This window comes from Microbacterium timonense, assembly GCF_900292075.1.
Classification (GTDB): Bacteria; Actinomycetota; Actinomycetes; order Actinomycetales; family Microbacteriaceae; genus Microbacterium; species Microbacterium timonense.
This window is the reverse complement of sequence record NZ_OLMV01000003.1, coordinates 491344-516300: the sequence shown is the minus strand read 5'-3', so window position 1 is coordinate 516300 and position 24957 is coordinate 491344. Positions and strand designations below refer to the sequence as shown.

At 69.7% G+C, this 24957-nt stretch carries 31 protein-coding genes; 18 read left to right on the top strand and 13 right to left on the bottom strand.

The genetic code is table 11. The features are described from left to right. The first annotated feature begins 94 nt into the window (after positions 1-94). On the top strand, positions 95-2725 hold the full coding sequence (locus tag C9992_RS11665) for a penicillin acylase family protein (RefSeq protein ID WP_106815744.1): 2631 nt from the start codon (positions 95-97) through the stop codon (positions 2723-2725). A 25-nt stretch (positions 2726-2750) separates the two neighbouring features. On the opposite strand, the gene C9992_RS11660 is transcribed toward C9992_RS11665, so the two are convergent. Continuing rightward, a complete protein-coding gene (locus C9992_RS11660; RefSeq protein ID WP_106815743.1) occupies positions 2751-3278 on the bottom strand; it encodes a cytochrome C5 in 528 nt (175 codons plus the stop codon). 102 nt (positions 3279-3380) lie between these two features. Between C9992_RS11660 and C9992_RS11655 the strand changes: the two genes are divergently transcribed. Beyond that, on the top strand, positions 3381-3848 hold the full coding sequence (locus C9992_RS11655; RefSeq protein WP_106815742.1) for an SRPBCC family protein: 468 nt from the start codon (positions 3381-3383) through the stop codon (positions 3846-3848). After that, positions 3845-4636: an SRPBCC domain-containing protein gene (locus C9992_RS11650; protein WP_106815741.1), complete on the top strand. Its 792-nt coding sequence runs from the start codon at positions 3845-3847 to the stop codon at positions 4634-4636. The genes C9992_RS11655 and C9992_RS11650 overlap by 4 nt, the downstream gene beginning before the upstream one ends. Positions 4637-4667: 31 nt before the next feature. Here the strand turns inward: C9992_RS11650 and C9992_RS11645 are convergent, their stop codons facing one another. Then, the gene (locus tag C9992_RS11645) at positions 4668-4862 is read right to left on the bottom strand and encodes a hypothetical protein (RefSeq protein ID WP_106815740.1); all 195 of its coding nucleotides are present in this window, start codon (positions 4860-4862) and stop codon (positions 4668-4670) included. 17 nt (positions 4863-4879) lie between these two features. Next, the gene (locus C9992_RS11640; protein WP_106815739.1) at positions 4880-5323 is read right to left on the bottom strand and encodes a VOC family protein; all 444 of its coding nucleotides are present in this window, start codon (positions 5321-5323) and stop codon (positions 4880-4882) included. Positions 5324-5415: 92 nt separating this feature from the next. On the opposite strand from C9992_RS11640, the gene C9992_RS11635 reads away from it, so the two are divergent. Continuing rightward, on the top strand, positions 5416-6006 hold the full coding sequence (locus C9992_RS11635) for a CGNR zinc finger domain-containing protein (protein ID WP_235008202.1): 591 nt from the start codon (positions 5416-5418) through the stop codon (positions 6004-6006). A 4-nt stretch (positions 6007-6010) separates the two neighbouring features. Here the strand turns inward: C9992_RS11635 and C9992_RS11630 are convergent, their stop codons facing one another. Next, positions 6011-6697 carry a TetR/AcrR family transcriptional regulator gene (locus C9992_RS11630; protein ID WP_106815738.1) on the bottom strand — a complete coding sequence of 229 codons (687 nt, stop codon included), beginning with the start codon at positions 6695-6697 and terminating at the stop codon, positions 6011-6013. A 58-nt stretch (positions 6698-6755) separates the two neighbouring features. Between C9992_RS11630 and C9992_RS11625 the strand changes: the two genes are divergently transcribed. Continuing rightward, entirely contained in the window at positions 6756-7613 is an 858-nt protein-coding gene (locus tag C9992_RS11625; RefSeq protein WP_106815737.1) for an SDR family NAD(P)-dependent oxidoreductase, read from the top strand. A gap of 531 nt (positions 7614-8144) precedes the next feature. Here C9992_RS11625 and C9992_RS11620 read toward each other — a convergent pair. Continuing rightward, positions 8145-9878: an L-aspartate oxidase gene (locus tag C9992_RS11620; RefSeq protein WP_106815736.1), complete on the bottom strand. Its 1734-nt coding sequence runs from the start codon at positions 9876-9878 to the stop codon at positions 8145-8147. A gap of 76 nt (positions 9879-9954) precedes the next feature. Here C9992_RS11620 and C9992_RS11615 point away from each other — a divergent pair, with 76 nt between their 5' ends. Together C9992_RS11615 and C9992_RS11610 are read left to right on the top strand one after the other, a co-directional pair. Next, positions 9955-10887 carry a LysR family transcriptional regulator gene (locus C9992_RS11615; protein ID WP_200826299.1) on the top strand — a complete coding sequence of 311 codons (933 nt, stop codon included), beginning with the start codon at positions 9955-9957 and terminating at the stop codon, positions 10885-10887. 176 nt (positions 10888-11063) lie between these two features. Then, the gene (locus C9992_RS11610) at positions 11064-12014 is read left to right on the top strand and encodes a patatin-like phospholipase family protein (RefSeq protein ID WP_106815734.1); all 951 of its coding nucleotides are present in this window, start codon (positions 11064-11066) and stop codon (positions 12012-12014) included. Positions 12015-12027: 13 nt separating this feature from the next. Here the strand turns inward: C9992_RS11610 and C9992_RS11605 are convergent, their stop codons facing one another. Together C9992_RS11605 and C9992_RS11600 are read right to left on the bottom strand one after the other, a co-directional pair. After that, positions 12028-12945 (bottom strand): ROK family protein, encoded by a 918-nt coding sequence (locus C9992_RS11605; protein ID WP_235008201.1) that lies wholly within the window; start codon positions 12943-12945, stop codon positions 12028-12030. Positions 12946-13056: 111 nt separating this feature from the next. After that, positions 13057-13710, bottom strand: a complete 654-nt coding sequence (locus C9992_RS11600; RefSeq protein ID WP_106815732.1) for a DedA family protein — start codon at positions 13708-13710, stop codon at positions 13057-13059. A gap of 108 nt (positions 13711-13818) precedes the next feature. On the opposite strand from C9992_RS11600, the gene C9992_RS11595 reads away from it, so the two are divergent. Next, positions 13819-15219: a sensor histidine kinase gene (locus C9992_RS11595; RefSeq protein ID WP_106815731.1), complete on the top strand. Its 1401-nt coding sequence runs from the start codon at positions 13819-13821 to the stop codon at positions 15217-15219. Further along, entirely contained in the window at positions 15216-15872 is a 657-nt protein-coding gene (locus C9992_RS11590; protein WP_106815730.1) for a response regulator transcription factor, read from the top strand. The genes C9992_RS11595 and C9992_RS11590 overlap by 4 nt, the downstream gene beginning before the upstream one ends. A 28-nt stretch (positions 15873-15900) precedes the next feature. On the opposite strand, the gene C9992_RS11585 is transcribed toward C9992_RS11590, so the two are convergent. After that, entirely contained in the window at positions 15901-16758 is an 858-nt protein-coding gene (locus C9992_RS11585; protein ID WP_106815729.1) for a sigma-70 family RNA polymerase sigma factor, read from the bottom strand. 90 nt (positions 16759-16848) lie between these two features. Here C9992_RS11585 and C9992_RS11580 point away from each other — a divergent pair, with 90 nt between their 5' ends. Further along, positions 16849-17670, top strand: coding sequence for an SDR family oxidoreductase (locus C9992_RS11580; protein ID WP_106815728.1), 822 nt, complete (start codon positions 16849-16851; stop codon positions 17668-17670). A gap of 88 nt (positions 17671-17758) precedes the next feature. Further along, positions 17759-17923 (top strand): hypothetical protein, encoded by a 165-nt coding sequence (locus C9992_RS18090; RefSeq protein WP_160150878.1) that lies wholly within the window; start codon positions 17759-17761, stop codon positions 17921-17923. Between the two features lie 11 nt (positions 17924-17934). Here the strand turns inward: C9992_RS18090 and C9992_RS11575 are convergent, their stop codons facing one another. Then, positions 17935-18330 carry a ChaB family protein gene (locus C9992_RS11575; RefSeq protein WP_106815727.1) on the bottom strand — a complete coding sequence of 132 codons (396 nt, stop codon included), beginning with the start codon at positions 18328-18330 and terminating at the stop codon, positions 17935-17937. 117 nt (positions 18331-18447) lie between these two features. Between C9992_RS11575 and C9992_RS18230 the strand changes: the two genes are divergently transcribed. The 3 genes from C9992_RS18230 to C9992_RS11565 all read left to right on the top strand — a co-directional run bounded on the left by C9992_RS18230 (position 18448) and on the right by C9992_RS11565 (position 19910). After that, positions 18448-18588, top strand: a complete 141-nt coding sequence (locus C9992_RS18230) for a hypothetical protein (RefSeq protein ID WP_200826297.1) — start codon at positions 18448-18450, stop codon at positions 18586-18588. Positions 18589-18649: 61 nt separating this feature from the next. Continuing rightward, the gene (locus tag C9992_RS11570) at positions 18650-19462 is read left to right on the top strand and encodes an alpha/beta fold hydrolase (RefSeq protein ID WP_106815726.1); all 813 of its coding nucleotides are present in this window, start codon (positions 18650-18652) and stop codon (positions 19460-19462) included. Continuing rightward, positions 19452-19910 (top strand): GbsR/MarR family transcriptional regulator, encoded by a 459-nt coding sequence (locus C9992_RS11565; RefSeq protein ID WP_106815725.1) that lies wholly within the window; start codon positions 19452-19454, stop codon positions 19908-19910. The genes C9992_RS11570 and C9992_RS11565 overlap by 11 nt, the downstream gene beginning before the upstream one ends. A gap of 52 nt (positions 19911-19962) precedes the next feature. On the opposite strand, the gene C9992_RS11560 is transcribed toward C9992_RS11565, so the two are convergent. After that, complete coding sequence (locus C9992_RS11560) at positions 19963-20550, bottom strand: GNAT family N-acetyltransferase (protein WP_106815724.1); 588 nt, start codon at positions 20548-20550, stop codon at positions 19963-19965. 215 nt (positions 20551-20765) lie between these two features. Between C9992_RS11560 and C9992_RS11555 the strand changes: the two genes are divergently transcribed. Further along, complete coding sequence (locus C9992_RS11555; protein ID WP_106815723.1) at positions 20766-21251, top strand: hypothetical protein; 486 nt, start codon at positions 20766-20768, stop codon at positions 21249-21251. 27 nt (positions 21252-21278) lie between these two features. Here the strand turns inward: C9992_RS11555 and C9992_RS11550 are convergent, their stop codons facing one another. Beyond that, entirely contained in the window at positions 21279-21665 is a 387-nt protein-coding gene (locus C9992_RS11550) for a MerR family transcriptional regulator (RefSeq protein WP_106815722.1), read from the bottom strand. Positions 21666-21719: 54 nt separating this feature from the next. Here C9992_RS11550 and C9992_RS11545 point away from each other — a divergent pair, with 54 nt between their 5' ends. Next, on the top strand, positions 21720-22937 hold the full coding sequence (locus C9992_RS11545) for an MFS transporter (protein WP_106815721.1): 1218 nt from the start codon (positions 21720-21722) through the stop codon (positions 22935-22937). Between the two features lie 72 nt (positions 22938-23009). Here the strand turns inward: C9992_RS11545 and C9992_RS11540 are convergent, their stop codons facing one another. Beyond that, positions 23010-23216: a hypothetical protein gene (locus tag C9992_RS11540; RefSeq protein WP_106815923.1), complete on the bottom strand. Its 207-nt coding sequence runs from the start codon at positions 23214-23216 to the stop codon at positions 23010-23012. Between the two features lie 166 nt (positions 23217-23382). Further along, on the bottom strand, positions 23383-23817 hold the full coding sequence (locus C9992_RS11535; RefSeq protein ID WP_106815720.1) for a hypothetical protein: 435 nt from the start codon (positions 23815-23817) through the stop codon (positions 23383-23385). A 202-nt stretch (positions 23818-24019) separates the two neighbouring features. On the opposite strand from C9992_RS11535, the gene C9992_RS11530 reads away from it, so the two are divergent. Both C9992_RS11530 and C9992_RS11525 read left to right on the top strand, forming a co-directional pair. Then, positions 24020-24382, top strand: coding sequence for a hypothetical protein (locus C9992_RS11530; protein ID WP_106815719.1), 363 nt, complete (start codon positions 24020-24022; stop codon positions 24380-24382). Between the two features lie 57 nt (positions 24383-24439). Continuing rightward, complete coding sequence (locus tag C9992_RS11525; protein WP_106815718.1) at positions 24440-24949, top strand: methyltransferase family protein; 510 nt, start codon at positions 24440-24442, stop codon at positions 24947-24949. Positions 24950-24957: the final 8 nt, after the last annotated feature.

Sequence of the window (24957 nt, the reverse complement as noted above, 5' to 3'; positions counted from 1 at the left end):
TGCGAGGCGGTGCCCCTGCGACCCGAACGCGGCGGCACCGGGTTTCGCGTCGCCCGACACCGCGTTTCTCCGTCCCCGCCCGGAAGGACCTTCAATGTCGAAGCCAGACCCGTCCGCCAACGGCGCCGACGAAGCCGCACCGCGCCGCTCCGTGGGGCGGACGATCGGCATCGCGTTGTTCAGCGTCGTGGCCGGCATCGTGGTGCTGGCGCTGATCGGAGTCGGCTTCGTCACCTATACCGCCCAGCGCTCGTTCCCCCAGCTGAACGGCGAGGTCCAGGTCCCGGGGCTCGAGGACGAGGTCACCGTGCAGCGCGACGTGCTCGGCATCCCCACCATCACGGCGGAATCGTCGCACGACCTGTTCTTCGCGCAGGGTTATGTCCATGCGCAGGACCGCTTCTGGGAGATGGACTTCCGGCGGCATGTGACGAGCGGGCGGCTGTCGGAGTTGTTCGGAGAGTCGCAGCTCGGGACGGACAAGTTCCTGCGCACGCTGGGCTGGCACGACATCGCCGAGCAGGAGGTCGATGCGCTCGACGAGACCGATCGCGGCTACTACGAGGCCTACGCCGACGGCGTCAACGCGTACCTCGCCGACCACCAGGGGGCCGACGCCTCGTTCGAGTACGCGGTGCTCGGCCTGCAGAACGCGGACTACGAGATCGAGCCGTGGACACCGGCGGATTCGGTGGCCTGGCTCAAGGCGATGGCCTGGGATCTGCGCAGCAACATCGAGTCCGAGACGGAGCGCGCCGTGATCGCCCCGGACTTCAGTCAGGCCGAGATCGACGAGCTGTACCCTGGCTACCCGTTCGACCGGAACCCGGTGATCGTGCCCAAGATCTCGTCGGTGCCCGCGCTCGGCACGGCGCCCGACGACGGTTCCGGGGAGGGATCCGGCGACGCGGAGGCCGATGCCGGCGGCACCGACACGTCCGCCATCGAGTGGACCGAGGTCGACGACGTGATCGAGGCCGTCGGTGAGCTCGTGGGCGATGCGGGCGAGGGCATCGGCTCCAACTCCTGGGTGGTCTCGGGCAACCTGACCGAGAGCGGGATGCCGCTCCTCGCGAACGATCCGCACCTCGGCGCGTCGCTGCCCAGTGTCTGGCACCAGATCCAGCTGCGCTGCGCGACCGTCACGGACGACTGCCCGTTCGACGTCGCGGGGTTCAGCTTCTCAGGCCTTCCCGGTGTCATCATCGGCCACAACGACCGCATCGCGTGGGGCCTGACCAACCTCACCACCGACGTCACCGACCTGTATCTGGAGAAGATCGACGGCGACTCGTACTGGTACGACGGCGCGCTGGTGCCACTCGAGACCCGCACCGAGACGTTCAAGGTCGCCGGTGGCGAGGATGTCGAGCTGGAGGTGCGATCGACGGTCAACGGGCCGATCGTCTCGGGCCTGACCGACGACTTCACCGCGATCGCGAACGATCCCTTCACGGGCACGGCAGGGACGGTCGTCGAACCCTCCGCGGCACCGGAAGGGGACTACGCGGTCAGCCTGCGGTGGACGGCTCTGGAACCTGGGACCACGGCATCCGCGATCTTCGCACTGAACACCGCCGATGACTTCGACGACTTCCGCCGAGCCGCGTCGCTCTTCGACGTACCGGCGCAGAACCTCGTCTACGCCGACGTCGACGGGAACATCGGGTATCAGACGCCCGGCCGCCTTCCCATCCGCGGGGCGGGAGACGGATCGATGCCGCAGCCCGGCTGGGACTCGGCCTACGCATGGCAGGGGTACATTCCCTTCGAAGAACTGCCGGTGTCGTACAACCCCGCCGAGGGCTACATCGTCACGGCGAACAACGCGATCGTCGGCCAGGACTACACGTATCAGCTCACGCGGGACTGGGACTACGGGTGGCGCGCTGCGCGGATCGACGAGCTGATCCAGCGCGCCGTCGCGAAAGGCCCCGTCACCGCCGCCGACCTCAACGCCATCCAGGCCGACAACTACTCCTTCATCGGCATGCGGCTCACCGCGGCGTACGCGGATGTGAGCACCGGGGACGACGACACGGATGCCGCTCTCGAGCTCCTGCAGCAATGGGATGCGCAGAACAGCGCCGACTCGGCAGCCGCCGCCTACGCGAACGTGCTGTGGGACACCCTCGCCCGGAACGTGTTCGTGGAGGGACGCGACCACCCCGCTCCGATGAGCGGCCAGGGCCGTCTGTTCCTCGTGCTCGATTCGCTGCTGGATGACGGGGACTCCCCGTGGTGGAGCAACGAGGAACTGGGTGTCTCGGGCAGGTCCGACATGCTGGAACGCTCCGCGATCGATGCGTACAAGCGCCTCGCCGACGCCCAGGGCGACAACCCGGCCCGCTGGAACTGGGGGAGCCTGCACGCGCTGCCCTTGCGCAGCGGCACATTCGGCGAGTCCGGCATCGCCCCGATCGAGTGGCTGTTCAACCGCGGCCCGTTCCCGGTCGGCGGCGGCTCGTCGGTCGTGAACGCGACCGGCTGGGACCTCGGTCAGAGCTTCGCGACGATCACGGTGCCGTCGATGAGGATGATCGTGGACCTCTCGGACTTCGACGCGTCAGGCTGGAACCAGCTGACCGGAGAGAGCGGCCACGCGTTCCACACGAACTACATCGACCAGGTCGAGTCGTGGCAGAAGGCCGAGCTGACCCCGTGGGCCTACTCGAAGAAGGCCGTCGACGCAGCCACGACCGACACGCTCGTGCTCACACCCTGACGTCTCCCGCGAGCCCGCGCGGGCGTCAGCCCTGACCGGGGCCGCTGATGTGGTCGAGCAGGTCGTCCAGCGAACCGAATTCCATCGTCAGCACACCGTCGTCCTCGGTGACTTCGACGTTCTCGATCTCGAACTCCTGGTCGAGCTGCACGAGGATCCTCGAGTCGGGGAACTGCCGCGGCGCGGCGAACGAGAGGAGCACCGCGTCGGCGAAGACCACGACGGACTTGGCTTCCATGTCGGCGCGCAGATCGGCGCGTTCGGTCACGTCGTCGTCCGCCACCGCGTCTTCGATCTCGGTCGCGGCGCTGTCGACGATCGCCTCCCACCGTCGCTCGCTCATCGAGAGAACGCGCGAGACGGCGTCGACGAGGGCGTCCACATCGGGATCGGCGACGTCCTCCAGCTCGGGATCGACGTTCACGTTCACATCGGCGCCCGCGCCGTCCAGCCGCGCCCGACTGTGCACGATGCCGTCTTCCGCGACCGGGTCATCGAGAAGGCCGCTCTGCGAGAGGCGATGCAGGAGGGAATCGAGGGCAGATGCGGCCATGCGCTCATTCTGACACCCGGGAACCAGGCGACGGCGGGCGCCGATCTCAGAGGCGCCGAAAGAACCTTGACACATTCGTCTAGACGAATATATTGTGTTCGCATGACCGAGATCATCGAACGCACCGTCACCGCCAGCCCCGAACGCGTCTGGGAGCTGTGGACCACTCCTGAAGGCATCTCATCCTGGTGGGCTCCCGACGGCTTCCGCACCGACGTCACCACCCTCGACCTCCACCCCGGCGGGGAGCTCACGTACACGATGACGGCGGTCGCCCCCGAGCAGATCGCCTTCATGGAGCAGTACGGGATGCCGCTGAGCACCGTATCCCGCAAGTTCTTCACCGAAATCGACCAGCCACACCGGCTCGCATACCGCTCCGTCGTCGATTTCGTGCCGGATCACGAGGTGTACGAGCAACTGACGACCGTCGAGCTGTCGCCCTCGTCGGAGGGGACCCGCATCGTCATGCACGTCGAGCCCCTGCATGACGAGGTGTGGACGCAGCGCCTTCTGGCCGGCCGGGCGAATGAGCTCGACAACCTGGCCGCACTCGTTGCCGCAGTATGAGTCGCGTGGATGTCCAGCCCGCACTCGCTGCAATCGCCGAGCCGACCCGCTTCCGGATCGTCGAGCTGTTGTCGGCAGGCGCCTGCACGGTCGGTGAGGTCGCAGCGGGAATCGGCGCGCTGCAACCGCAGACCACGAAGCACATCCAGACGCTCGAGGTCGCCGGCGTCATCCGCGTCCACAAGCTGGGTCGCCGGCGGGTCGCCCGCCTGAACCGCGAGACCATGGCGGGCTTGTCGTCGTTCTTCGCGAACCTGGGAGTTCCGGAACCCGACGACGCTGCGCTCGAGGACTACGAGGCGGCCATCGTCCGCGAGAGTGCGACGGCTCCGCCGGCCGCCGATGCACGTGCGCTCACATTCGAGCGTCGGCTGCGATCGTCGGCGGCAGACGTCTGGGCCGCGTGGACGGAGCCGCGCCGCGCCGCGCGCTGGTGGGCTCCACGCCATTTCGCCGTCGAGGCGCTCGACCTCGCACCCCACGAAGGTGCGCCGATCCGCTACGTGCTTCGGGAACCGGACGGCACGCGATACGAGTCCGCCGGCCGTGTGGTCGAAGCGGTCGCGACGACACGACTCGTGTTCGAGCTCGCCCCGATCGATGCCGGCGGAGTGGCGCTGTTCGCCGCCCGGCACACCGTGACGCTGACCGCCGAGGACGCCGGCACCGTCTTGACCCTGCGGATCGACGTGTCCGACGTGCGCGGCGACGCCGCGGCGGCGGTCGCCGGCCTCGAGCCCGGATGGAGTCAGCTGCTGGACGCGCTCGAGGAGCTGCTCGCGCACTGACCACGGCATCCGTCGACGCCACCGCCGCTGCTCAGTCGGCCCGGGCGATGACGTAGCCGCCGGCTGCGAGGAACTGCGTCATGTAGGCGGCGTACCAGGTGGGCCAGTTCTCGTCGTACACCGATGCGAGCTGGTCACGTTCGTACTCGCCGTGCGCTGCGGCCGTCCGGGCGAGCAGTTCGCGCAGGAAGGTCTCGGTGTCGGGGATGGGTGCCGGGTTCGACATGGATGGGCGCTCCGGGATCAGCGGCCGGGCGCCCGCGTCACGACCTGCTGAAGGATCCACTCGTTGCCGTCGGGGTCGGCGAACGACGCGTACGTGCCGTAGCTGTCGGCATCCGGGTGCGCACCGGCGACGCGGTTCTCAGAGCCTGCCCAGTGGAAGATGCCGTCGGCGTCGTGCCACAGCCCGCTGACCTCCGCGCCGCGTGCGACGAGCTCCTCGCGCGCTGCGGCGATGTCGTGCGTGATGAGGTGCAGTCCGCGGGTCGAGCCGGGCTCAGCCGTCGTGAGGTGGTCGCCGAAGATGATGGATGCCTCGGACCCGGGCGGTGTCACCTGCACGACGCGCAGTCCGCGCTCGGAGCGGAAGTCGGCGTCGAGACGGAAGCCGAGCCCTTCGTAGAACGCCTTCGAACGATCGACGTCCGAGACGGGGATGACGACGACTTCGAGCTTCAGGTCCATGGTGTTCTCCTTCTTCGATCTCGACCAGTGCGTCACCGGTCTGAACGGTGACAAGCGTGCCATCATTCCCGTTACCTGTCAAAATGGTGACGATGGAGCTCGCCACGCTGATCACCCGTCAGAATGGTGATGTGATTCACGCCTTCCCCTGCGGCACCCTCCCGCTCGACTTCGTGGGCACCCTCCGTGCGCGGCGCAACGAGACGCCCACCGAGAAGCTCGCGTCGCCTGCCGACCTCGACGCCTGGTTCGTGGAATCGGGGCTCGTTCCCCGCGCCGAGGCATCCGTCGCGTCGGATCTGGATGCCGCGACCGAGCTGCGCGAGGCGATCTATGCCCTGGTGTGGGCGCGCCTGCACGATCGCAGGCTCCCGGCCCGCGACATGGCCATCGTCAATGAGGCCGCCGCGGCTGCGCCGCTGACCACGACCCTCACCGCGGATGGCTGGATGCGCTCGGGAACACCGCGTCAGGCGCTTTCGCACCTCGCCCGCGAGGCGATCGAGATCGTCGGCGGTGAGCAGGCCGCGCTGCTGCGCGAGTGCGGTCGCCCCGAGTGCACCCAGGTCTACCTCGACACCTCGCGCGGCCACCGGCGCGAGTGGTGCTCGATGGCGACATGCGGCAGCCGCATGAAGGCGAAGGCGTATCGCGAGCGCCGGAAGGCCGGCACGGCCGCCTGAGCCCTTACGTCGCGGCCGGCGCCGGCGAGGTGTAACCGGCGAGCATCGCCGCGACGGTGCGGCGCAGCCGCGGCCCGATGTCGAAGAGGGCGTGACTCAACCGCTCGTCGCTGCGGTACAGCTCCGCGATCTCGGGTCCGGGCGTCGCGATCTGCCAGAAGGCTCCCGCCATCGCGGTCATCGCCGCGATCACGTCGACACCCTGCTCCGCCGTCAATGACGGCAGGCACCGTCGCATCGCGTCGACGATCGCGTCGACCTGCGCCCGCGTCACGAGCTTGTACCTGCGCACAGCGTCGACCGAGACGTTCCGCTCGAGGTTGAGAGGTGCCTGCGCGAGCAGGTCGCAGAACATCGCGCGTGGCGAGAGCGTGCCCGCGAGGATGTCGGCGACCGCCTGAGGGTTGTGCGGCGCCTCAGCGGCCAGGCGGGCGACGACCTCGGCTGACCACGACACCCACTCGTCCGCGCCGATCCGCAGGAAGATCTCCTCCCGCGTCTCGAAATAGCGCAGCATGGCGGACTTGTGCATGCCCACGGCAGCAGCGATGTCGGTGAGTGTCACATCGCGCACCCTTCCACGACGCGCGAGCTCTCGGGCTGCATCGAGGATGCCGGCTTCGCGCCGCTCCTTCGCCTCGCGGCTTCGGGCGCGCTGGAACGCGGGTTCTGCAACGTCGCGCGCGTCCATGCCTCCATCATAAGTCAACCGAGTTGCGTTATTAACGCAACCGTGTTTCACTAATGGCATGTCATCAACGTGGTTCATCACCGGCTCATCTCGCGGCTTCGGGCGTGCTCTCGCTCGCACGGCACTCGCGCACGGCCATCGCGTCGCCGCGACCGCGCGGCGCCCCGAGGATCTCGACGACCTCGTGGCCGAGTTCGGCGACCGGGTACTGCCCCTTCGCCTCGACGTCACCGACTCGTCTTCGGTTGCGGCGGCGGTGTCCGCGGCGCACGAGGAGTTCGGTCGCCTCGACGTCGTGGTCAACAACGCCGGCTATGCCAACGTCGCTCCGGTCGAGACGGGCGACGATGTCGACTTCCGCCGGCAGTTCGAGACCAACTTCTGGGGTGTGTACAACGTCTCGAAGGCGGTCGTGCCGATCCTGCGCTCCCAGGGCAGCGGCCTGATCATCCAGTTCTCCTCGATCGGCGGGCGCGTGGGAGGCTCCGCCGGCATCGCCTCGTACCAGGCGGCGAAGTTCGCGATCGACGGCTTCAGCCGCGTGCTGCGCGCGGAGACCGAGGGCTTCGGCATCCGGATCCTCGTCGTCGAGCCGAGCGGTTTCCGCACCGATTGGGCGGGCAGCTCCATGTCCGTCGCGCCCATGCCCGCCGAGTACGCCGCCCTGGCCGAGCGCTATGCGCACTCGGACGACCCCTCGTCGCCGCTGGCGGCCGGCGACCCGGAGCGGGCTGCGGAGATCCTGGTGGGTTTGGCATCGAGCACGAGCCTGCCGCACAACCTCGCCCTCGGCACCAACGCGGCGAACCTCGCCATCGACTTCGGTCGTCGACAGCTCGAGAGCGATCTGGCGTGGGCCGACGTCAGCCGGTCCGCCGACTTCGGCGCCGAGTTCCCCGTGCCCTTCCCGGAGTAAAGGCATTCGTCCGGGCCCCGTGCTTCGTTCCGTCGTGAGGTGTCGAACGCCGGGCCCAGGCGCAGGAGCCTCCTTCAGGTGTCACGACACGCCGTATCGGCGGCCGCGTAACCGCGTGTCGTGACACCCGAACACCGGGCCCCGGGCGGGGCCCCGTGGGGCTTCGCCCGCGCGCCCTCCGACCCCTCGGCTCCCGGCATCCCACCTCCCCTTCGGGCCCAGGCGCACGAGCCTCCTTCAGGTGTCACGACACGCCGTATCGGCGGCCGCGTAACCGCGTGTCGTGACACCCGAAGACCGCGCTCCGGCCCGTGCGCACTCTCCGCCCCCTCGGCTCCCGGCATCCCACCTCCCCTTCAGGTGTCGCGACACGCCGCATCGCCCGGCACGTAACCGCGTGTCGTGGCACCCGAACACCAGGCCCAGGCGAACGAGCCTCCTTCAGGTGTCACGACACGCCGTATCGACCGCGACGTAACGGCGTGTCGTGACACCCGAACACCGGGCTCCCGCCCGAGCCCACCCTGCGGGCTACTCGACGAGCTTGCCGGCGACGGAGACCTCGTGCATGAGCGCGGCGATCTCGGCGGGGATCGGCGGGATCTGCTCGCGCACGACGCCGGTGCGGGGCGACCACACGAGGTTCACCTGCAACTCGGGATCGAGGTCGGGGTAGTCGCTGCGGTTGTGGCATCCGCGGGTCTCACGCCGCTCGAGCGCCGCCTCGAGCGTCGCGCGGGCGGCGAGCGCCGACGACTTGAGGTCGAAGGCGTGCGCCAGGTCGTGGTACCCGGCGATGTCGGGGTGTACGCCGATGTCGGCCATGCGCGCCTCGATCTCGTCGAGCTCGGCCAGGCCGGTGCGCAGCCCCTCCTCGTCGCGCACCACGCCGGCGTACTCGGTCATGACATCGCGGATCGCCCGCTGCAGCGCGCGCACGTTCTCGGTTCCGGATGCCGCGAGCAGATCCGCGATCTCGGCGCGCGCCGTGTCGACCGCCGCGGCCGAGCGCGTCTGCGCGGGCAGGGCGGCGGAGTACGCGGCGGCTGCCCGACCGACGATGCGTCCGAAGACCAGCAGCTCGATGAGCGAGTTGCCACCCAGCCGGTTGGCGCCGTGGAGACCGGAGGATGCCTCGCCGATGGCGTACAGGCCCGGCACATCGGTGGAGTGGTCCGACGAGTTCACCCAGACGCCTCCCATCGAGTAGTGGGCGGTGGGCGCGATCTCGATGGGCTCCTTCGTGATGTCGAGCATCTGCAGCTCGAGCATCGTCTGGTACACGCGCGGCAGGCGGGTCATGATGACCTCGCGCGGCAGGTGCGACACGTCGAGCCAGACGCCGCCGTTCGGGGTTCCGCGGCCCTCCTTGATCTCGGTGTAGCAGGCGAGGGCGACCCGGTCGCGGGTCGACAGCTCCAGCCGCTCGGGGTCGTACTTGTGCATGAACCGCTCGCCGAGCCCGTTGCGGAGGATCCCGCCTTCGCCGCGCGCCGCCTCCGAGATGAGGGTGCCGGCGGCGTTCTCGGGCTCGATGATGCCGCTGGGGTGGAACTGCACGAGCTCCGGGTCGCGCAGCCGGCCCCCGGCCTCGACGGCGAGACGGAACGAGTCGCCGGTGTTCTCGTCGCGCCGCGACGACGTGCGTCGCCAGATGCGGTTGTGACCACCGGCGGCGAGGATGACGGCATCCGCGTGGATCAGGTAGCGCGTGCCGTCTTCGAGGTCGAACCCGTACGCGCCGAAGACAGCGCCGTCCTCGTTCACGAGGATGCGGGTCACGTACACGGTGTCGAGGATCGGCACCTCCAGCTGGGCGGCGCGGTTGACGAGGGTGCGCTGGATCTCAAGGCCCGTGTAGTCGCCGGCGAACGCGGTGCGCCGGTAGGTGTGCGCGCCGAAGAACCGCTGCGAGATGCGGCCGTCCTCCTCGCGCGCGAACGGCATGCCGTAGCGTTCGAGGTCGTCGATCCCCTGCGCCGCCCCCTTCGTGACGATCTCGACGGTCTCGGGGTTGGCGAGCAGGTAGCTCTCCTTGAGCGTGTCGGCCGCGTGCTGCTGCCACGTGTCGTCGGCATCCATGGTGCCCAGGGCGGCGTTGATCCCGCCGGCGGCGAGGGACGTGTGCGCGTCGGACTTGGGTCGCTTGCCGAGTGCCAGCACGTCGACTCCCGCCTCGGCGAGTTCGATGGCGGCGCGAAGGCCCGATCCCCCCGTGCCGATCACGAGGACGGTCGTGGACAGCTGACGTTCTGAAGTACTCACACTTCGACGCTAGGCATCCGCTTTCAATTACTCCAATGCATATTTCGGGTCAAATCCATAGACATAGGCTATGGACATGAACCTCGAACAGTTGACGGCGTTCGTCGAGGTCGCGCAGGTGGGCAACTTCACGCGGGCGGCCAAGCGCCTGCATCTGGCTCAACCGTCTCTGAGCAGGCAGATTACGACGCTCGAACATGATCTCGGCGCCGAGCTCTTCCACCGGGCACGCTCCGGGAGCACCCTGACCGTGGCGGGCGAGTCGCTGCTTCCCCTCGCCAGGCGCATGCTCGCCGACGCCGCGTCGGTGCGCCGCGAACTGGCCGAGCTGGCCGGGCTCCAGCGCGGACGGGTGCGGCTCGGTGCGACCCCGACGCTGTGCATCAGCCTGGTGGCCGAGGTCTTCACGGCGTTCCACGCGGCCCACTCCGGCGTCGAGCTGCACATTTCGGAGCACGGGTCCCGACGCCTGCTCGAAGAGCTCGCCGCCGGCGAGCTGGATCTGGCGTTGATCACGGCCTCGCACGGCACCTCGACCGAGCGGTTCGCGGTGCGTCGGCTGCTCGTCGAAGAGCTGGTGGTGATCTCGTCCAGCGCCGCGCCGCCGGTCATCGACGGCGACACGATCGGCCTCAGCGAGGTGGCCGCGCTGCCGCAGGTCGTCTTCAGCCCCAGCTACGACCTGCGCGCGACCACCGACGCCGCCTTCCGTGCCGCCGGCCTCACCCCCACGGCCGTGGTCGAAGGGGCGGAGATGGATGCCGTGCTCCGCTTCGTCGAGCGAGGGCTCGGTGTCGCGATCGTGCCGGCGATGGTGCTGATCGAGCGGCCGGGACTGCGCGCCGTGCGGTTGCGGGAGCCGACGCTCACCCGCACGATCAGTGTCGCCCGCATCGGCGACATGGCACCGACGCGAGCAGTGGAGGTGATGCAGCAGACGATCGCCCGCACGGCCACCGAGTTGGCCGACCGCGCCGGCGCGACCATGCGGCCTGCTCGTCCGCGATGAGCCGATTGCCGCGCGCGACGCGGACTGCTAGCGTTTCCGGCGGTCGTGATCCATCGACAGGAGGTGAGACCCATGAACGCAGTATCCGCGATGGGTGCTCCCCTGCCGACACGAACGTGTCGCTGAGGTAGTCGCGACTGGGAGCCCCGACAGGCACAGCCCGAAAGGCGACTCCCATGAACACAACTCCTTCCTCCCACTCGTCCAGCGCGACCCGCGCTCTCGTGCTCGCCGGCGCCGGCGCCGCCGGCAACGCCTGGCAGCTGGGCCTCATCGCCGGGCTCGCCGAGGCCGGCGTCGACCTCACCGAGGCGGACCTCATCATCGGCACCTCTGCCGGCTCGACCGTCGCGGCGCAGGTCACCAGCGGGATGCCGCCGGCAGAGCTCTTCGCCGCGATCCGCTCCGAGCCGGTCGGGCCTCATGGCCCACGACCCGGTAGCCCACCGCCGAACGGCTGGCAGCGGAACGGCTCGGGGCCGGCGGCGAGCACGCGCCCCCAGCTCTCGGGACCCCAGTACATGAACTGGTCGGACGAGATCATCGCGACCGCTACGGATGCCGCCGACATGCGCCGTCGGATCGCCGCCGCGGCCCTCGAGCGCGACGAGTCGGGTGGGGCGGCCGGGGCGCGCTGGCGCGAGGTCGTGAGCGCACGGCTCCCCCGCAACCGCTGGCCGCGCCGGCGTGTGCTGATCCCCGCCCTCGACGCACGGACCGGCGACCCGGTCGTGTTCGATCGCGACAGCGGTGTGGAGCTGGTGGATGCCGTGGCGGCGAGCACGTCGGCGATGATCCCGTATCCGATCGGTGACAACCGGTATCTGAACGGGGGCTACCGGCGCAGCTCGAACGCGGACCTGGCGACCGGCTGCGCGCGGGTCGTCGTGCTCGAGCCGTTCGGCGGCCGATCCCGGACGCCCCGGGAGTGGGGCATGGACCTCGAGACCCAGGTCGCGGAGCTGCGCGCCGGCGGCAGCCGGGTGCGGACGATCTTCCCGGATGCCGGAGCAGGCGACGTCTTCAACGCGAACGCGCTGGACCCGTCTACGCGTCGACCGGCCGCCGAGGGGGGATACGCCCAGGCGCACGCTCTCGCGGACGACCTGGCTGAGTTCTGGGGGTGATCAGGGCTGCCGCTCAGCGCGGCCCGTCGCCCCCGTGCACGAGGAAGGCGGCACCGAGGAGCGGCGCCTGCCCGTCGAGCGGCGAGGGAAGCACCTCGACGTCGGCCACATGCGGCAGCGGCGCGTGACGGCGCACGCTCTCGCGGACGATGTCGAAGTAGTCCGGGGCGACGTTGACGAACCCGCCCGCGATCACGGCCACCTCCAGATCCAGGAGGGCGGCCGTGCTCGCGATCCCTTCGCCGACCGCGGTCGCCGACCGGCGGACGGCGTCGCGAGCAACCTGGTCACCGGCCGCGTACGAGGTCGCGAGCTCTTCGCCGGTCGTGCCGGCCCAGCCTCGGGATCGGGCCCACGCGACCGTCGACGGCCCCGACGCGAGCGCCTCGAGGGTGCCGTCGAGCACGTGCTCGCCCGGCTCGCGCAGGCGGATCTGCCCGATGTGGCCGGCGTTGCCTGTGCGCCCGGAAGCGACGCGGCCATCGACGAGGAGGCCGCCGCCGACTCCGGTCGAGACGACCATCGCGAGGGCCTTGCGGGCACCCTTGGCTGCCCCCAACCAGTGCTCCGCCATGACGAGGCACGCCCCGTCCAGCGCGAGGTGCACCGGCACGCCGGGAACCACCTCGCGCAAGATCTCGACGACTTCGAGCTCGGCGCCGTTCGGCAGGTTCAGCGGCGACGTCGTGCCCTTCGTGGTGTCGACGGGCCCGGCAGAGCCGGCACCGACCCCGATCACGACGACTCCGGGGGCGCTTGCCACCGCCGCCGCGGCGGCATCCCGGATCGCGGCCGTCAGCGCGTCGCGTGACGCCTCCCGACCGGTGGGCCGGCGATGCCGTGTGCCCTCCAGCACGCGACCCGCGTCATCGATCAGGGCGGCTTCCACCTTCGTTCCGCCGATGTCGACGGCGAGCGCTGCGTGCGGCATCCGGTGCATCCTCATTTCAGCGAGCGGTTCCGACATCCACGCTACCGGCGGCGGCGGTTCGTCCCGGTCCACGGATCCTCGCCCGTGAGCGGAGCGCCCGCGCGCCACGTTTCAGACCCGGGTCCGGTGTTCCACCGGGCCCTCGACCATTGCGGGCGCGCTCCCGCGCGCAAGGAGACGCCGGATGACGACATCCACCACCATTCCCACCAGCGCCGCGACCACGATCGCCAGCACGATCGCCAGGAGCGGCTGGTCGTGCAGCCACTGGCCCGCCACGATGCCGAAGATCGCCGAGTAGGCCGCCCACGCGATGCCCGCCGCGATCGACAGCGGCAGGAAGCGGCGCAGCGGATACCCGGTGGCGCCGGCGGTCATGTTCACCGCGATGCGGCCGACCGGGATGTACCGCGCCGCGAAGATGAGCAGGGCACCCCGCCGGTCGAGGCCGCGACGGGCCCAGTCGACGGCCGCGGTGACGCGCTTCGTGCGCATCCAGCGGAACCTCGTGACGCCGACCGCGCGCCCGAGCTGGTACGCGATGTTGTCGCCGGCGATCGCGCCGGCCGCGGCGACCGAGATGAGCAGCAGCAGGTTGGGTTGACCGGTCGCGACCGAGACAGTGGCGGCGCCGACGACGACGGTCTCGCTCGGCACGGGAGGGAAGAACCCGTCGATCAGGCACACCGCGAACACCACGAGGTACACCCACGGCGACGCCGCGAGGTCGGTCACGAGGGTCGTCAGCAGGGTCAGGAAGTCCATGTTCGCGACGCTACGAGCCGGGTGGGTGATGCCACATCGCACCGTGGTGTGGTGTTGACCTGACTTTCGTCAGTCTTGCGATGCAGTCCCGGTTCCTACGATGGAGGGATGCTGCGACCGCGGGGGACGACGCGACCGTGGTCGACGACGCTCGGCGTCGTGCTGCTCATCGCTGCGACGGCGACCGCGCTGCCCCTCGCGCGATGGGGTGACTCCGCGCTCGTGCTGATCATCCTCCCCTCGGTGTTCGCCGCCTATCTGGCGGGTCGACGGATGCCGTCGCTCGTCGCCGCGGTGATCGCGATCGTCGGCGTGCTCGCCGTCTCGCTCCCGGTGTCGGTGCTGTCTCCGGGTGGGGCGCCGCTCGGCGACTGGATGACGAGCGTCCTCATCGCCCTCCTCATCGTGGTCGCGCCGTGGTGGATCGGCCGGTACCGACTGCTGCGGGCGGAGCAGCGGGAGTCCGACACCGCCATCCTGGCCGAGCGCGCACAGGCCGCCGAGCGGGCGCGCATCGCCGACGACCTGCACGACACGATCGGCCATGAGCTGGCGCTCATCGCGGTGCAGGCGGGGGCGCTCGAGCTGGGCCGCGACCTGAGCCCGGAGCAGCAGGAGCAGTTCCGCGAGCTGCGGCGAGCGGCGGTGCGGGCCAGCAGCCGGCTGCGCGACGTCGTGCAGATGACCCGGGCCGAAGGCGAGCCCAGTCGCCTCGACCCCGTCGGCGGCGAAGGCCTCGACGCCCTCGTCACCGGTGCCCGCGAGGCCGGCATGAGTGTCGCGGCAGACGTGGATGCGGCCGTGCTCGCCGAGAGCCATCCGCTCGTCACCGAGCTCGTCATCCGCACCGTTCGCGAGGGACTGACGAACGCGGCGCGTCATGCGCCCGGCGCGGCGGTGCACGTCGAGGTGAGCCGGGACGGCGTAGACGGCATCGCCGCGGCGATATGGTCGGCCGCCTCGACCGAGAGCGGTACGACGGGCGGTGGTCACGGCATCCCCAGTCTCCGCCACCGAGCGGAGCTGCTGGGCGGGTCGATCGAGGCACACCCCACCGACGACGGCGCTTTCGAGCTCCGGTTGCATGCACCGCTGCGTCCCGAGACGGCGGGCCCGTCGGTGGGCGGCGCCGCCGACCCCGCATTGCGCTCCAACGCTCAGGCCACCAGGCGACGCGTGCTGCAGGCGGCGGTGGTGCCGGCGACGATCGTCGCGCTCGCTCTCGGCGGCTTCGGCGTCGTTCAGGCGATCACGGTCGCGGAGACCGCGATCTCGTCCGACGTGTACGACGGCATCGAGCTCGGCGACACCCGCGCCGCGCTCCACGGGGTGCTTCCCGCCGGGATCCCACGACCGGCACCGATCGTCAACGAGCCGCCGCTGCCTGCCGGTGCGAAGTGCGAGTATTTCGCCGCCCGCGACGGATGGCTGCACTTCACCGATGCGACGTACCGGCTCTGCTTCGCGGGCGGCGTGCTGGTCGAGAAGACCCTGCTGGAGGCGTCGTGATCCGGGTGCTCATCGCCGACGACGAGGCCATGATGCGGGCGGGTGTGCGCGCCATCCTCGAGTCGGATCCCGACATCGAGGTCGTTTTCGAGGCCGCCGACGGTCGCCAAGCGATCGACGGCACGCAGCGTCACCGCCCCGACGTGGCCGTGCTCGACATCCGGATGCCGGTACTCGACGGCCTCACCGCCGCAACAGAGATCACCGCGACCGTCCCCGGTACCCGCGTGGTGATGCTCACCACGTTCGGCGAGGACGACTACATCGAACGGGCCCTCGGTGGCGGCGCACTCGGATTCCTTCTCAAGGCGGCGGACCCGCGGGAGCTGATCGCCGGCGTGCGAGCGGTCTCGGAAGGCGGCGCCTACCTCTCACCTGAGATCGCCCGTCGCGTCATCGCGCCGTACCGCTCCGGCGACCGCGCTCGTGGAGCCGACGCTCGGCACGCGGTCGCGGAGCTGACCGACAGAGAGCGCGAGGTGCTCGCGCTGCTCGGTGCGGGCGCCTCGAACGCGGAGATCGGCGCGCACCTGCACCTCGTCGAGGGGACCGTGAAGGGCTATGTCAGTGCCATCCTCGTGAAGCTCGACGTGCGGAACCGCGTCGAGGCCGCGGTGCTCGCGCACCGGGCCGGGATCGTCGCGCCCGACTGACCGGCCGGGCCAGAACGGCTGGCGCGGCTCATACGATCTCGACATCGGCCAGACGCAGCGGGTCGGCCAGCACCTCCAGCGCCGTGATGCGATCCGCTTCGTCGAATCGGAAGCGCATGAGCGACACCACCCGGCCGTGCAGCACCGCGGCGACACCGGGTCGCCCGTCGATCAGCACGGGTGTCGAGTGGGCTGCCAAGCGCGCGGACAGAACGGCCTGCGCCGCGATCTCACCGGCACCGTGGAGCACCTGGTGGCTTGCGCCGTAGTCGGCACGCAGGGTCGCGTCGTCGTGGAGCAGTCCGAGCAGCGCATCGAAGTCACCTGACTGCGCGGCGACGAGCCACGCCTGCACGAGAGCGCGACCGCGTCGGCGGTCGGCGCGTTCGGGGACGGACGCCTCGCGCAGCCGCCGCCGGGCGCGGGAGGCGAGCTGGCGAGCGGCCGCCGGGCTGCGCTCCAGCACCTGCGCGACCTCGTCGAAGGGCTGTCCGAAGACGTCGTGCAGCACGAACGCGATCCGCTCGAGCGGACTGAGCGTGTCGAGGACGACCAGCAACGCGACGTTGACGCGATCGGACTGCGACACGAGCTCGGCCGGGTCGAGCCCGATGTCGACGGGTTCATCGCGCCACGGCTCGACCTGCCACGACTGCTCGCGGGTCTTCCGCGGCGATCGCAGCATGTCCAGGCTCACCCGCGACACCACCGTCGTGCACCAGGCGTCGAAGTTCTCGATGCTCGTGGCATCCACTCCCGCCAGCCGCAGCCAGGTCTCCTGCACCGCATCCTCGGCGTCCGCCTCCGATCCGAGCAAGCGGGTGGCGATTGCGCGCAGGCGCGGCCGGGCCGTTTCGAATCGTGCGGCGATCTCTTCCGCGGTCATGTCACATCTCCTCCGTGTCGTTCGTCGTGATGTCGACGGATGCCACGGACCGAATGTGACGGCCGGGGCGCAGATGAAAGGACGACAGCCATGAACACTCCCATTCTCGTCACCGGTGGTACCGGAACGATCGGCCGACACGTGGTCCCCCTGCTTCGCGCGGCCGGTGCCGACGTCCGCGTTCTCAGCCGCCACCCTCGAGCGTCCGCCGATGGCGTCGAGCACGTGGCGGGAGACACGGTCAAGGGCGAGGGACTGGATGCCGCGTTGACAGGCGTCGAAACGGTGCTTCACCTGGCCGGTGGTGCGAAGGGCGACGACGTCGCCGCACGAAACCTGGTGGCCGCTGCCCGCGAGGCGGGCGTGCGCCACCTCGTGTTGATCTCGGTGGTCGGAGCCGACCGGATGCCGATCGGGTACTTCCGTATGAAGCACGCCGCGGAGCAGGAGATCGCGGGCGGCGGCATCCCGTTCAGCATCCTTCGTGTCGCGCAGCTGCACGACTTCGTACTTCCGGTCGTGCGGACGATGGCACGGATGCCGCTGGCACCGGCGCCGCGCGGCCTGCGTTTCGAGCCCGTCGCGGTCGAAGAGGTCGCCGCGCGCCTCGCTGCCATCACGCTCGCCGAGCCGGCGGGGCTCGTTCCCGACCTCGCCGGACCCGAGGTGCTCGACGTCGCCGACATGATCCGCGTATACAGCGCGACGCAGGGAAGGACGCGGCGTCTCATGCGGTTCGGCATCCCGGGCGCGGTCGGGCGCGCGTATCGCGAGGGTCGCAATCTCGCCGACGCCGCTGCCGTGCGCGGCACCATGACGTGGCAAGCGTTCTTGGATGCGAACGCGACGGCTGCTGCCTCAGCGCAACCTCGCCCGAACGCCGAGGCCCGGGTGTCGACGTCGGGCCGATGATGCGCGATCCGAGGTCACCCGCGTCGGTGCGACGATCCTTGAGGCGGCATGCGTGGACAACCGGCCGCGGGCGGGCGATGCTGTACCGATGACGAAGCGCAGCTCACGGACGGCGCGCACGATCGCCGTTGTCGGTGGGCTCCTGGCGCGGGTCTTCACCGTGACTCTCGCCGTGCTGATGCCACCCGGGCAGGCGGGGCACCTCACACCGCCGGAGGTTCCCCGCCCTCGGCGCGAGGACTATCGCCCGTAGCGCCGCGACCGTCAGCGCTCCTCGTCGAGACTCTTGCGGCTCTCGCGGGCGTTCGCCTTCTGAATCGCTTCGACGAGTTCGTCCTTCGTCATGCGGGTCCGTCCACGCACGTCCAGTCGCTTGGCGACGTCGAGCAAGTGCGCCTTCGTCGCGTTGGCGTTGACACCACCGGCGGTCTCGCCGTCCCGACTCAGGGCGCCCTCGTCCGACGGCCCTCGCTCCTCCTTCTTCTCCCAGTGGTCGCCGACCTTCTCGTACTGGTGCTTCAGGGCGGAGAAGGCCGTCCGGTGGGCACGCTCGCCCTCGCCGTACGTCTCGACGGCGGCGTCGTGCGTCGCCATCCAGATCTCCTGCGCGTGCTGCGGCGACCGCTTGATCGTCGCCGGAAGTTCCTCGCGAGCCGGCATGGGGCGCTCCTCTCGAACAGTCCTGTGCCGAGGCTACGCCTGCGGTCGCGAGCGGTGCAGTACGCGCATCGGCCGACGGCGCTGGGTTGGGCGCGGTGAGGTGCCTAGGCTGACACCATGAGCGAGCCCGCCGTCGATCCGCGGAGCTGCCCCACCTGCGGCGACCCCCTGTCGTTCGAGATCCTCGACGACGAGCGCTTTCTCGTGGCATGGTCGTGCGTGAACTGCGGCCTGATCCGCACCACGGAGCCGGTGTGAGTCCGGGGTCAGACGAAGCGGTCGGCCGAAGAGACCCGCACGGATGTGGCATATTCAGTAAATGGTGAATCTACCCGAGCATGTCAGCCTTCCGGGATGCGTCGTACGCTACGCCGACAATGGTGGTAGTGCGCAGCCCTCCGTGCTCTTCTTGCACGGCGCGGGTGCCGACCACGTGATGTTCGAGACGCAGCGCCGAGCGCTGGCGGAAGCGGGCTTCCGCACCGTCGTGGTCGATCTGCGAGCGCACGGCGCATCACGGCCCAACACGACCCCGCTCTCGGCGGACCTCTTCGTTCAAGACATCGAGGCGTTGATCGCGCATTCGGGGTTGTCTCGCCCAGCACTCGTGGGGCACTCGCTGGGCGGCAATCTGGCTCAGCGTCTCGTGCAACGAGCGCCGGATCGCTACTCCGCCCTGGCGGTGCTCGACGCCACCTGGAACACCGGCCCGTTGTCGACCTGGGAACGGTGGGCACTCACCATCGCCGCACCGGTCTTGCGTCTTATTCCCCGCTCCCGCCTCCCGCGAGTGATGGCCGACGCCTCCGCCGTGACCGCCCCCGCACGTGCTGATCTCGTGCGAGCCTTCTCCGCTCTCTCCAAGGAGGAGTTCCTCGCCGTGTGGCGAGCCACCACCCAATTCGTCGCACCCGACCCCAGCTATCGCACCCCTGTCCCTCTGCTGCTGGTTCGCGGCGAGAAGGACCGGACGGGCAACATCGCTCGGGCCATGCCGCGCTGGGCCACCGCAGAGAAGGTGACCGAAATCGTCGTGCCTGGAGCCGGGCATGTCATCACCCAGGACGCGCCGGATGCCGTCGCCCAGGTGCTTCGCGACTTTCTCACGCGGGTGGTGGATCGTGCCGAATGATGCTGCCGAGCGTTTCGCTGACTCGCTGGCCGACCTCCTGGCCACTTGGCACTTGCCGCGGGCCACAGGCAAGGTGTACGCGGTGCTTCTCCTCGACGAGCAGGCCACCACGCTCCAGTCGCTGCGTGAGAGGACCGGTCTGAGCACGGGCCAGGTCAGCACTTCGATCCGGGAGCTGACGAGTTGGGGACTGGCGCACACGTGGACCGGGGAAGGCACCCGACGCATTTACGTCGAGGCCACGTCCGGACTGGAGGTCCTGCTCGAGGCATCACACCGGCGCGCCCGGCTCTTCATCGACGCACTGCGCGCCGGCGAAGACCTTCTGTCGCCGGCCTCGGCCGCACGCGAACGACTGAGCGACATCGTGACGCTTTTCGATGGCTACGTCGACGCCGGCGAGCAGATCCTCGCAGGGCGCAGGAAATCGGGCGCGCCGAGCGCGTGATTCCGCGGCGGACCGGCCAGAGCGGTCTCTCCAAAGGTCCTGGGAGCGGGGGTCAGGCGTGGGCGGGTGCGACCGTCTTGCGCATCACCGTCTTGCTCTTGCCGATGTGGCGCTCGAACGTGAAGCCCGCTTTCTCGAACATCGCTCGCGTGCCGTTATGAAGGAACGACGCCGACGTCCTCTTGCCCTCGGGAAGCTCGTTGGGGAACGACACCACCTCACCGCCGCCAGCCTGCGCTATGAGCTCGAGCGCACCGTCGAGCGCCTCCCGCGCTACGCCGGACCGGCGGTGATCGCGATCGACGAAGAAGCAGGTGATGCGCCAGGGGGCCGGCCTCGTCTCCCCCGCGTCGTACTCCTTGCGGTGGTAGATCCCCGGCAGCTCGAGCGGGGTTCCGTACTCGCACCAGGCGATGGCGTCGTCACCGTCGAAGACGAGCGCAGCATGGGCGACGTCCTCCTCGACGAGACGCCTCTTGAACGTCGCTCGGTCGTGCTCGCTCTTGACAGTGTGCTCCGTATCGCCGTGGAAGTAGGAGCAGTAGCACCCGCCCCACACGCCGTTGTGCTTCTCGGCGAGCGCGAGCCACGCCGGAAAGGTCGCGGGAGTGAGCGGTTTGATCACGTGTGCAGCGGTCATTCGGTCACGTCCGGGTCGCCATGCCGACTCCGATCGCCCATGACTGCCTCCTCGCGTCGATGGCGCCAGTCTGCTGCGAGATCGCGACGTCGACAAGATCACTATGAGAAGCGGATGCCGACGACCGGTCGATCACCGGCACACCCAGCGGACGGGCACCCATCGACGACGCGGTCGGGTGGGCGTACGCTGACGGTCATCGGTCAGGAGGGATCGTGAAGCGGCGCCACGAACAGCACGCGATCAGTGACGACGAGCAGATCGCACGATACGCGCACGTGCTCGGCAACATCCCCACGAGCGTGGCCGACAAGGCGTACGCCGCCGCCTTCGCCCGACTCTCCGTCGCGCAGCGCGAGGAGATCGTCGACCGGCTCCGCGAGCAGCTTCCGGTCGCGCCGGAGGAACCGGCATCCATCGACCCGTACGCGTTCGCCACGCTCATGCGAGACCTGCACGCGCGCTATGCCCTGACCGACGTGCCTGGCGCCGCGGCGCTGGCGACAGCGTTCGTCACGAGTCCTCCCGTCGTGGCGTACTTCACCACGGGCGCGGGCTCGGTGAGCATCGATCATCAACCGCCTTGGTTGCACGATCTGGCCGGGCACGAGACCGCCCCCATCGACGGCGGCCGGGCACATCACCGCCCCGGCACCAAAGGCGACGAGTGGTACGGGGCCTGGACGATCGGCGGTGAATAGCGCCCGGTCGCCGCACCGGCCCGCGTCTCAGGGAGAAGCGGCTGCGGGCGCCCGCTCGGGGTAGCCACTCGTCGCGAGCCAGGCCCGCATGGTGTCGCGGCTGCGACTGAGACACCGGATGCGGTCTTCGACGCCCGCGAGCTCGTCGGCGACCTCCTGCGCCACGGTTCTCGTGCAGTCAGCAGCCGTCTCTGTGCCGCGGACGCCCTCCATGTCGAAGAGCATCCGGATCAGCCTCGTCGTCATGCCGGCCGTGACCAGTCCTCGAATCCGAAAGACCGTCTCCACGTCCGCTTCCGCGTACTCGCGGTAGCCGTTCGTGGAGCGCGTCGACGCCAGCAGCCCCTGCTCCTCGTAGTACCGAAGAAGTCGCGTGGCGACGCCCGTGCGCTGCGCCAGCTCCCCGATCCTCATCCCCGCCTCATCCGACTTGACCTTCACATTGATGTGAATGTCTAGCTTGCCGGTATGGCCTCATCGACCGCAACAGGCAAGGCAGGATCGTCGACGCACCACCGGACGTGGCTGCTTCTCGTGGCACTCGGTTTGACCCTGTTCGCGTCCGTCAGCACGGAGCTCTTGCCGCCCGCGCTGATTCTCGGAATGTCGAGCACGCTGGGAGTCGACGCTGCAGCGATCGGCACCCTGGTGACCGTGTGGGCCTTGACGATCGTGATCGGCACCGTGCCGGCGCTGCGGGTGACGCGATGGATTCCTCGCAAGGCGTTGCTGATCGCGTCGCTGTTCGTCTTCGCGGGCGCGACGTTGGTGGTCGCCTTGGTCCCACTGTTCCCCGTCGTGGTGGCAGCGCGCATGGTGTCAGCTGTCGCGGCTGCCGTGTCGTGGTCGGTGGTGTTCGCCTACGTGCCCCGGCTCGTTCCAGCCGAGCGCCTGGGTCGGGCCATGGCCGTGGTCCTCGGCGGCGGCACGCTCGCTTCGGTCCTCGGTGTGCCCATCGGCGCGGCCCTCGCTACAGCGGGCACCTGGCAGTGGGCGTTCGTGGGTGCCGCAGCCCTCCTGGCTCTGTCCGCCGTCATCCTGGCTCGCGGGCTCCCCCGTCTTGCCGCCGCGGCCGACGGATCGCGGCCCGGCGGGACTCTCGATCGCTCCGCGATCCCCGTCGGCGTGCTGCTCGGTGCCGGCGCCCTGCTGCTCACCGGATACATGACCCTGTACGCCTACATCGTCCCGGTGCTGGGTGCGGCCGGAATCGAGCCGGTGCACGTCAGTGCGGTGCTCCTCTCGGCCGGAATCGCCGGCGCCGGCGCACTGTTGCTGGGCGGCGCTTTCAGCGACCGCTTCCCGGTCGCCTCCCTCCTCGCGGTGGTCGCCGCCGTCGTGCTCGGTGCGGGGCTGCTCGCGGTCGCTCCTGACTTTCCTGTCGCACCGGCGGTGGCAACGGCCGGCACGGTCGCACTCGGTTTCGGTATCGGCGGGCTCCCGCCCGTGTTCCAGGCGCGAGTGGCGCGGACGGCGTCACCCACCTTCCGGGATCTCGCGACCAGCCTGTTCGCCGTGGTGCTCAACATGGGCATCGCTGCCGGGTCCGCTCTGGGGGCGGTTCTCGTCGGCGACGGGCAACTCGGCTCTCTGGGGACGGTGGCGACGGTGCTCTCCTTCGCTGCTTTCCTCGCCTTCGCGTTGACTCTGGCCCTGCTTCGGCGTCGAACCCATGAGACGCCCTGAGGATGGATGATGCCGTTGGCTCCAGCGCGCGTGACGCGGCCCGGCTAGCCGGGCCCCGGCCCTGCGGTCTGGTCAGGCCCCGCTCGTCGGCGGCTTGTCGAGGCCGTGCCGCCCCGGGCTGTCGGGTTCGGCGGCCGTCGCGGGACTCACCGGCGAGGAACCGGTGGGGTCGTCGGTGCCGGGGTAGTGCGGCTCTTCGATCTCTATCGCCTTGTCGCGCTCCTCCAGCGGCGGCAGGTGGTCGAGGGGTTGCTTGATGTCGTCTGGGTGGTGGCTCATGGATCGAGACTTGCGCTGCACCGCCGGCTCGGAGAGGGGGTTGCCATCCCCGAGCCGTCGTGCTCCGTCGAGGGCGGCAACCGCGCCCTACGGCGCGAGTCGGTCCGACGCGGGTGTCGCGCAGAGCGCGTGACGCGGCATCCGCCTGCCGATCAGGCAACTCGGACTAGAGCGGGATCACGATGTCCGCCTCGTGATTGCCCCCGCATTGCTCCGTGCCGTCGATGCGGACCCATTCGACCTCGACGGCGCCCTGGGCGATCGTGGTCCCGGCGGCGTCGATGACGCGGAATCCCATCTCGGGCGGAGAGTTGAGCAGCGTGGCGCTCCAGCCAGCCTCGCTGTCACCTTCCAGTCCGAAGATGCCAGTCGCGACCGACGGCGCTGTCGAGCCCACCTCGACCGGCATCTCGACGGGACCCGGCATGCAGTCCGCGCCGCTGCACAGCTCCAGGTGCAGGTCGGGCGCCGGCACGTCGAGCTGAATGAATGCAACGCTGCTGTATCCGACTGCCGCGCAGGCGAACGGGGGAATCGAGCCGCACGAAGCCAGAGCGAGGAGTCCCGTCCCGAGCGCACCTGCCGCCAAGATCTTCCGCATGGGAGCCAGTCTCGTCGGTGAGCCGTTGAGCAACGTGGATCGTTACCAGCGCGCAACTCCAGCCCTGCGCACCCCGTGGATATCGGGGGCCAGCGGAAGAGCGCGTGACGCGGCATCCCTCTCCGAATGCTCGCGCTGACCGGCGCTTCTCACTACTGTGGGGCCGGGCGCGGTCGCGCCATCCGATCAGAAGGAGCAATGCATGGCTCAGCGCCCGCTCGGCGTCACCCTCGTCGCCATCATCGCGTGGATCTCCGGCTTCCTCCAGAGCCTCGCCTCGATCATCATCATCATCACGACCGGCTTCATCACGTGGCCGGCCATCCTCGGCTGGATCAGCCTGGTCATCGGTCTCGTCACGCTCTTCGTGGGCATCGGCCTGTGGCGCGGCAACCCGACCGCGCGCATCATCGCGACGATCGTTTTCATCGCGAACATCGTGGTCGAGGTGCTCGGCATGTTCAACGGCGAGACACTGTGGTCGGCGCTCACCGGCTCGATCCTGTCGATCATCGGCCTGATCCTGCTGTACACCCGACGGGCGCGCGAGTACTTCGGCTCGTGACGCAGCCTCGCAGCGACGCTCTGTTCGAGTCTCGCCGTCGGAGCTAATCTGGCGCGCGTGACCAACTCCGCGTCGCTCGCACGCGCCTGGATCGGGACGATCGTGTTCCTGCTCCTCGCGCCGGGAATTGTCGCGGGGCTCATCCCGTGGCTCATCACGGGATGGCGGTGGCACGACTGGGGCGACGCAGCGTGGATCGTCGTGCCCATCGCGTGGATCGCCATCGCGCTCGGCGTGGGATTCCTCCTCTACGCGTTCGCCCTGTTCGCGGTGCACCGCGGAACGCCGGCACCTGTCACGCCGACCCAGACGCTTGTCGTCACCGGCGTGTACCGCTTCGTCCGCAACCCGATGTACCTCGCGGTGCTCGCGATCATCCTCGGACAAGCGCTGCTGTTCGGCAGCTGGTGGCTCGTGCTCTATGCGGGCGTCGCGCTCGCGGCGGTCGTCACGTTCGTGAAGGGCTACGAGGAACCGACCCTCACGCGCACCTACGGCGAGCAGTACCTCGAATATCGCCGGAACGTTCCGGGGTGGTGGCCGCGGCTCACCCCGTGGCGCGAATGAACCGCGGC

Coding starts and splice junctions, on each gene's coding strand:
- C9992_RS18230 (WP_200826297.1), top strand. CDS start 18,448: ATGAGCGAGCCCGCCGTCGATCCGCGGAGCTGCCCCACCTGCGGCGAC.
- C9992_RS11630 (WP_106815738.1), bottom strand. CDS start 6,697: ATGGACGCGCGCGACGTTGCAGAACCCGCGTTCCAGCGCGCCCGAAGC.
- C9992_RS11545 (WP_106815721.1), top strand. CDS start 21,720: ATGGCCTCATCGACCGCAACAGGCAAGGCAGGATCGTCGACGCACCAC.
- C9992_RS11605 (WP_235008201.1), bottom strand. CDS start 12,945: ATGCCGCACGCAGCGCTCGCCGTCGACATCGGCGGAACGAAGGTGGAA.
- C9992_RS11655 (WP_106815742.1), top strand. CDS start 3,381: ATGACCGAGATCATCGAACGCACCGTCACCGCCAGCCCCGAACGCGTC.
- C9992_RS11570 (WP_106815726.1), top strand. CDS start 18,650: ATGGTGAATCTACCCGAGCATGTCAGCCTTCCGGGATGCGTCGTACGC.
- C9992_RS11575 (WP_106815727.1), bottom strand. CDS start 18,330: ATGCCGGCTCGCGAGGAACTTCCGGCGACGATCAAGCGGTCGCCGCAG.
- C9992_RS11625 (WP_106815737.1), top strand. CDS start 6,756: ATGTCATCAACGTGGTTCATCACCGGCTCATCTCGCGGCTTCGGGCGT.
- C9992_RS11585 (WP_106815729.1), bottom strand. CDS start 16,758: ATGACCGCGGAAGAGATCGCCGCACGATTCGAAACGGCCCGGCCGCGC.
- C9992_RS11640 (WP_106815739.1), bottom strand. CDS start 5,323: ATGGACCTGAAGCTCGAAGTCGTCGTCATCCCCGTCTCGGACGTCGAT.
- C9992_RS11660 (WP_106815743.1), bottom strand. CDS start 3,278: ATGGCCGCATCTGCCCTCGATTCCCTCCTGCATCGCCTCTCGCAGAGC.
- C9992_RS11550 (WP_106815722.1), bottom strand. CDS start 21,665: ATGAGGATCGGGGAGCTGGCGCAGCGCACGGGCGTCGCCACGCGACTT.
- C9992_RS11595 (WP_106815731.1), top strand. CDS start 13,819: ATGCTGCGACCGCGGGGGACGACGCGACCGTGGTCGACGACGCTCGGC.
- C9992_RS11580 (WP_106815728.1), top strand. CDS start 16,849: ATGAACACTCCCATTCTCGTCACCGGTGGTACCGGAACGATCGGCCGA.
- C9992_RS11530 (WP_106815719.1), top strand. CDS start 24,020: ATGGCTCAGCGCCCGCTCGGCGTCACCCTCGTCGCCATCATCGCGTGG.
- C9992_RS11615 (WP_200826299.1), top strand. CDS start 9,955: ATGAACCTCGAACAGTTGACGGCGTTCGTCGAGGTCGCGCAGGTGGGC.
- C9992_RS11535 (WP_106815720.1), bottom strand. CDS start 23,817: ATGCGGAAGATCTTGGCGGCAGGTGCGCTCGGGACGGGACTCCTCGCT.
- C9992_RS11610 (WP_106815734.1), top strand. CDS start 11,064: ATGAACACAACTCCTTCCTCCCACTCGTCCAGCGCGACCCGCGCTCTC.
- C9992_RS11540 (WP_106815923.1), bottom strand. CDS start 23,216: ATGAGCCACCACCCAGACGACATCAAGCAACCCCTCGACCACCTGCCG.
- C9992_RS11635 (WP_235008202.1), top strand. CDS start 5,416: ATGGAGCTCGCCACGCTGATCACCCGTCAGAATGGTGATGTGATTCAC.
- C9992_RS18090 (WP_160150878.1), top strand. CDS start 17,759: ATGACGAAGCGCAGCTCACGGACGGCGCGCACGATCGCCGTTGTCGGT.
- C9992_RS11665 (WP_106815744.1), top strand. CDS start 95: ATGTCGAAGCCAGACCCGTCCGCCAACGGCGCCGACGAAGCCGCACCG.
- C9992_RS11645 (WP_106815740.1), bottom strand. CDS start 4,862: ATGTCGAACCCGGCACCCATCCCCGACACCGAGACCTTCCTGCGCGAA.
- C9992_RS11650 (WP_106815741.1), top strand. CDS start 3,845: ATGAGTCGCGTGGATGTCCAGCCCGCACTCGCTGCAATCGCCGAGCCG.
- C9992_RS11600 (WP_106815732.1), bottom strand. CDS start 13,710: ATGGACTTCCTGACCCTGCTGACGACCCTCGTGACCGACCTCGCGGCG.
- C9992_RS11560 (WP_106815724.1), bottom strand. CDS start 20,550: ATGACCGCTGCACACGTGATCAAACCGCTCACTCCCGCGACCTTTCCG.